This is a genomic window from Bacillus cereus (genome assembly GCF_002561295.1).
GTDB classification, from domain to species: Bacteria; Bacillota; Bacilli; order Bacillales; family Bacillaceae_G; genus Bacillus_A; species Bacillus_A cereus_S.
This window is the reverse complement of the sequence record NZ_NTUG01000002.1, coordinates 262,292-268,291: the sequence shown is the minus strand read 5'-3', so window position 1 is coordinate 268,291 and position 6,000 is coordinate 262,292. Positions and strand designations below refer to the sequence as shown.

Sequence of the window (6,000 nt, the reverse complement as noted above, 5' to 3'; positions counted from 1 at the left end):
TTGCCTCGTCCGGGGGGCGAAACGACCTGAGATTCTAGCCGCTAGAGCTGGACCTCGTTTCTCTCTGAATATTGAGATAGGAGTCTTACTGTCCGTTAATGCGGGATAAACTTTATTTTTTCAAATGATAAGGTACCGTCGTAATCACTACATTTCTCTTATAAAGTAAGAATGCACGAATTAATAAGCTTGACTGGTTATGAAGAATATTATGCCAGCCTTTCTTAGGGATAAATTGCGGTATTACTACAGTAACCCGGTAATTTGATTCACTAGCTTTATATTGAACCGTATCAATAAATTTGGTCAACGGCTGAATAATACTTCTGTAATGGGAGTGCAATGTCACTAGTCTAACTCCAGGCTGCCATTTCTTCCATTTTTCTTCAAACATCTTCTCATCTTCTCTTTCAAAAGAAACATAAACAGCAATGATCTGATCTGGTGAAAGAGATTTAGCATAGTTTAATGAGTTCTCTACTACATGAGTCATCCCAGCAACAGGAACAATGATGACATTCCCTTCAATCGGCACAATTGGTTCACAAGTTTTAAGACTTAATTGATCACCTACCGCTTCATAATGCTTTCTAATTCGGTGAAAAACAATAATGATGACAGGTAAGAAAATTAAGACTGTCCAAACTTGTGCAAACTTAGTTAAAAAGAACATACTCATAACTATAAAACTAATAATAGCACCCGCTAAATTAATCGTTAATTTCAAAATCCATCCTTGAGGCTTTTCACGAATCCATTTTACTACCATCCCAGACTGAGACAACGTAAATGGAATAAACACGCCTACTGCATAGAGTGGAATAAGATGTTCTGTTTGCCCTTGGAAAGCAATAATTAAGAGAATTGAAGCAATTCCAAGTATGATAATTCCATTTGAATACCCTAAACGGTCTCCCCTAACTGTAAACATTCTAGGTATAAACTTATCTTTCGCAAGATTAACTGCGAGTAAAGGAAAAGCAGAATAGCCAGTATTAGCAGCAAGGATTAATATCAACGCTGTTGTTCCTTGAATAAAGAAATACATGAAGTTCCGCCCAAATGTTTCTTCGGCAATTTGTGAAACAACTGTTACCTCTTTACTAGGAGTAATACCATAATAGTAAGCTAAATATACGATTCCTGAAAATAACACTGCAAGTAAGGATCCCATCGCAAGTAACGTTTTAGCAGCATTTTTAGGAGCCGGATCTTTAAAGTTTGGAATCGCATTGGAAATGGCTTCAACACCTGTCAAAGCAGAACTACCTGATGCAAATGCTTTTAACAGTAAAAACAAACTAATTCCTGCTACTGGTGTACCAATTGGTGTATGCAAATTTGGTGAAACGTGACCAGTTACAATATTGTATATTCCTACTCCTATTAATATAAATAATGCTAAAACGAATAAATAAACTGGATATGCTAAAACAGAAGCGGACTCTGTTACTCCTCTTAAATTCAATATTGTAATAAGTAATACAAATATAATCGCGATAATTACATTATGCTCATGTAAACTAGGAAAAGCTGATGTAATCGCATCTGTACCTGCTGATACACTTACTGCTACAGTTAAAATGTAGTCTACTAATAAAGATCCTCCAGCTATTAATCCTGGATTCACACCTAAGTTTTCTTTAGATACAACATATGCTCCTCCTCCATGAGGATAGGCAAAAATAATTTGTCGATAAGATAAGATTAAAGCTGTTAATAATACTAATACTCCAATCGCAATTGGAATGGAATACCAAAACGCTATTGCACCAAGGCTGGCTAAAGCGATTAAAATTTGCTCTGGACCATATGCAACCGATGATAATGCGTCAGAGGATAAAATCGCTAACGCTTTCGTTTTATTAAGCTTTTGCTCCCCTAATTCGGTTGATTTTAATGGTCTTCCAATTAAAAATCTTTTTATAGATGAAACCACTGCTGTCCACTCTCCAATAATTTTGTACGAACAATTCTCTGCTAGTTAAAGCTCATAAACTATCTTTTCAGAACATAAAAAAATGTCTACAAGCCATAACAAATAGACTTGTAGACATTAAATTTTTTGTCGCACAAGCTCCACCTTCCTTCTCAATATAACGCTTACGAGGTTAGCTGTCGGATTCGGGCCTATGAGTAGCCCTACCTTTTTCAAGGATTCACCCCTTGGATTATGCAATAATCCAGAAAAACGGGTCCCCCGTACCATGCGGTTTCAGCGATTTAGAAATTTGAAACTGTGGATTATAATACTTCTTTATTTTAAAAAAGTAAACAAAAATTTTAGAAACAAAAAAATTTATAATAATTATGTATGATATCGTTTTATAAATGAACAGAATGTATTTATCCCGCATTAACGGGCAGTAATACTCCCACCTCAAAATTCGACGAAAGCAAAGAAGGTAGGTCGGAGATAAACTACCCGTAAAAGCCCGATTGGTGCGGGCTGATAATTAGTGGAGGGTGAAGAAAAACCCCCACTGATTAAAGTTTCAATTTATCAATATAGATTGGGAGGTATTGATTTGTCTAAAGAAAAGAAGCCACTTTTATCGGATGCATTTTTAGATAAAATTACAATAGAAATTAATAAGTTATATGGAAACACAACTGAAGAACAAAATAGTTCCCAAGAAAATAAAAGAAATAAGTAATTTATTAAGGTAAACATACAATAATCAACAAGTAAAAAGTCTGTTTTTTTAATAAGAACAGACTTTTTATTTTTAAAACATCAAAATTTATCGCATATAAATCACTACAAGCATCCAAATGGCTAAAGCAGAAATGATTGCGAGTACGATACGAGTAGAAAGTACTCGCACTTCAAAATCCGTCTTTTTTGAAGGTTCGGGATATGCAATAATATAGATCCCCTTTAAGAGCGAAAGCCATCCAATGAGTGTAACAAATCCTTCCCAATTAAAGTCCCATATATTATGCAAAATGACAGTACTTAATCCTAAAAAGATTGATAAAAATCCATACATAATTCCAGACCCTCTATCTTCCACCACTAACCTTTTTAATTCACGTAACACAGATGGACGCACAAAAAGAATACCTGATACAATTAATATAATCCAGCCCCAAAACAATCCTAAAAAAGTACTTATAGTCATTACTCTCCCTCCTTTCCAACACATTTATATTTCAAGAGGTCCTTCTTTTAGAACCGATTTTCTCTACGTATAAGAAATAAAATACCAAATCCCCACAAAAATGTATGATTAAAATCATTACGTTATATTATCTAAATACCTTAATGATATCCTGTTAATAAATCATGCTCTTTCTCATTTTTTACTCGCCAAATACAAAAAGGATAGAAAAATAATTATATTTTTTCTATCCTTCACTCATTTCGATACTATAAAAACTATAACGGTTCTTTATTTAAAGCCATTTCTTCATATACTTTTAAGTTTTGATAGACCACGTTCAATAATGGTGCATCTACACGAAATTGCTTTGCTAATTTTAATAAATATCCCTGCAAATGTTCCCCTTCAATGAACGAGCCTTTTTCCATATCACGCTGCATAGATGACTTCATATCATAAGAAATTTTATCAATTGTCTTCATATGTTCCCGAGCAATATTTTCCTGAATCGGCGCTCCAAATCCCCTCATGATCTCTGCTACTTCTTCAAATAAACTTCGAATAAAATCGCGACCACCATCACTTTCGCGAATTGGGCCTATCGGTGCACGCATTAACGTCGTCACACCTGACATTACTGTAATAAATAAATATTTATGCCACATATCTCGTAAAATATGTTCACTTAGAACAAAACTTGCTTTCGTTCCCATTAATACTTTCGCAATTTTTTGTGCTCTTGCTGAATTATGGTGTTTCATTTCTCCAAATACAAGTCTATCAGCAGCACTAGTTTGTACAACTTCTCCTTCATCGTTTAAAGTTGTCTCTATGAAACATAAACCACCCATTACGTTTTCCTCACCAAACTCCTGTTGCAGATGCGATATATGAGCAACACCGTTTAATAATGGGATTATCATTGTATGATCGCCTACAAACGGCTTCAAATCTATTATTGCTTCTTTTAAGTGATATGCTTTTGTTGAAAATAGAATCACATCAAATGGAGAAACGACATCTTCTTTCGTTACTAATTTCGGTTGAAATGAAAAATCTCCATTAGCACTCCGAATAACGAGGCCTTTTTCTTCTAATTGTTGTTTTCGTTTACTACGAACGAGAAAAGTAACATCTTCCCCTTTCTCTACTAAACGGCCCCCAAAATATCCTCCGACTCCACCAGCTCCTAATACTAAAATACGCATACAGAACTCCCCTCTTTCATTACTTCTTTGTAGCATAACTATATTATACATCTGACTCAATCGTAATCCATATCTTATAACTGAGGTACAAACCTCTTCCATCCCTAAAAAACACCCACCAAAATATGGTATACTTAATTAAAAATCTTTTGAGGAGCTGGCTATTATGGGGATGATTGGACAGTATCTATTAGTTACAGATGAGGAATTAAGTAAACTCAAAAACAATGAATTAGATATCTACTTTAAAGAATCTGATTTAGATATCGATAAGTCCTGGCAACTACTTCACTTTATTTTATGTGGTGAAATTGGCGGAGGCGAACCACCACTTGGACATGTCGTACCTCTTAATGATTCCATCATCGATAACGATTCGCTCGGTACATTTTACCTTACAGCTAGTGAAGTCGAAGAAGCATATTCTGCAATACAGGATTTAAGTGCAGATGATTTCAACAAAATGTATAACTTCCACGATTTGATGGATGAACAACTTTACCCACTTGTGGAAAACGATGACTCTGACGAAATATTTGAATATACCTATAGTTACTTTTTAGAAATTAAGGATTTATATAAGCAAGCTGTTGCAAACAAGCAAAGTGTGATTTTTTTCATTCTCTAAGCAAGAACAAAAAAACGGATCTTCTCTCTTTTACGAGAAGATCCGTTTTTTATTAAAGTGACATATTATCCTAATTCCACTTTATTTTCTGCTTCAATTTTTTCTAATGCGATAGCCACTTGCTCATCTGTTAACTCATGTTCTTTTACATAACGGTTACGTGGATGAACACGGCATTCATGTGAACATGCGCGTAAGTATTTTGCCTCATTTTCTTCAGAACATAAAATCTTTTTGTTACATTCTGGATTCGCACAATTGACATATCGTTCACATGGTTCGTTTGTAAAGCGGTCTTTCCCAACAATCACATGTTCTTTTTGGTTCACTGGTACACCAATACGCTCATCGAATACATAACATTGTCCATCCCATAGTTCACCTTGCACTTCAGGGTCTTTTCCGTACGTTACAATTCCGCCGTGAAGCTGGCTTACATCTTCAAAACCTTCTCTAACTAACCAGCCTGAAAACTTCTCGCAGCGAATACCACCTGTGCAATATGTTAAGATTTTTTTACCTTCAAGAACCTCTTTATTTTCTCTAATCCAATCTGGTAATTCGCGGAAAGAGTTAATATCAGGTTTCACCGCGCCTCTAAAATGTCCTAAATCGAACTCATAGTCATTTCTCGCATCAATGATAACTGTATTTTCTTCTTGCATTGCTTCATAAAACTCTTTTGGTTCTAGATACTTACCTGTCGTTTCTTTCGGATTGATATCATCTTCTAAACGAAGCGTAACAAGCTCCGGACGGGGACGTACATGCATTTTTTTGAACGCATGTTCATCAGCTTCATCTACTTTAAAAACGATTCCAGCAAAACGCGGGTCATTATTCATTGCTTCCATATACTTCTCTGTTTGTTCAATCGTACCTGAAGCAGTTCCGTTAATCCCTTCTTCTGCTACAAGAATTCTTCCTTTTAACTCAAGTGAATTACAAAATTCTAAATGCTGGGCAGCAAATTCTTCCGGATTCTCAATTGTTGTGTACATGTAGTACAGCAGTACTCTGTATGGTTTTGTATTTAACATTTTATTTTTACCACCTA

The 6,000-nt window shown here is 35.2% G+C and carries 6 protein-coding genes and 1 riboswitch; of the genes, 2 read left to right on the top strand and 4 right to left on the bottom strand.

Features of this window, described 5'->3' with window-relative positions; translation table 11 throughout:
• Window positions 1-112 precede the first annotated feature (112 nt).
• On the bottom strand, window positions 113-1,939 hold the full coding sequence (locus tag CN373_RS01980; protein ID WP_000254905.1) for an APC family permease: 1,827 nt from the start codon (window positions 1,937-1,939) through the stop codon (window positions 113-115).
• Between the two features lie 146 nt (window positions 1,940-2,085).
• Window positions 2,086-2,231, bottom strand: a riboswitch (cyclic di-AMP (ydaO/yuaA leader).
• A 297-nt stretch (window positions 2,232-2,528) separates the two neighbouring features.
• Here CN373_RS01980 and CN373_RS01970 point away from each other — a divergent pair.
• Window positions 2,529-2,657 (top strand): hypothetical protein, encoded by a 129-nt coding sequence (locus CN373_RS01970; RefSeq protein ID WP_000031875.1) that lies wholly within the window; start codon window positions 2,529-2,531, stop codon window positions 2,655-2,657.
• Window positions 2,658-2,744: 87 nt separating this feature from the next.
• Here CN373_RS01970 and CN373_RS01965 read toward each other — a convergent pair whose 3' ends face one another.
• Window positions 2,745-3,125, bottom strand: a complete 381-nt coding sequence (locus CN373_RS01965; RefSeq protein WP_000156063.1) for a hypothetical protein — start codon at window positions 3,123-3,125, stop codon at window positions 2,745-2,747.
• 257 nt (window positions 3,126-3,382) lie between these two features.
• Window positions 3,383-4,315 carry a 2-dehydropantoate 2-reductase gene (panE, locus tag CN373_RS01960; protein ID WP_001221932.1) on the bottom strand — a complete coding sequence of 311 codons (933 nt, stop codon included), beginning with the start codon at window positions 4,313-4,315 and terminating at the stop codon, window positions 3,383-3,385.
• Between the two features lie 166 nt (window positions 4,316-4,481).
• Between panE and CN373_RS01955 the strand changes: the two genes are divergently transcribed.
• Window positions 4,482-4,943, top strand: coding sequence for a YfbM family protein (locus CN373_RS01955; protein WP_000525341.1), 462 nt, complete (start codon window positions 4,482-4,484; stop codon window positions 4,941-4,943).
• 65 nt (window positions 4,944-5,008) lie between these two features.
• Here the strand turns inward: CN373_RS01955 and CN373_RS01950 are convergent, their stop codons facing one another.
• Window positions 5,009-5,983 (bottom strand): rhodanese-related sulfurtransferase, encoded by a 975-nt coding sequence (locus CN373_RS01950; RefSeq protein ID WP_000935319.1) that lies wholly within the window; start codon window positions 5,981-5,983, stop codon window positions 5,009-5,011.
• Between the last annotated feature and the right edge of the window lie 17 nt (window positions 5,984-6,000).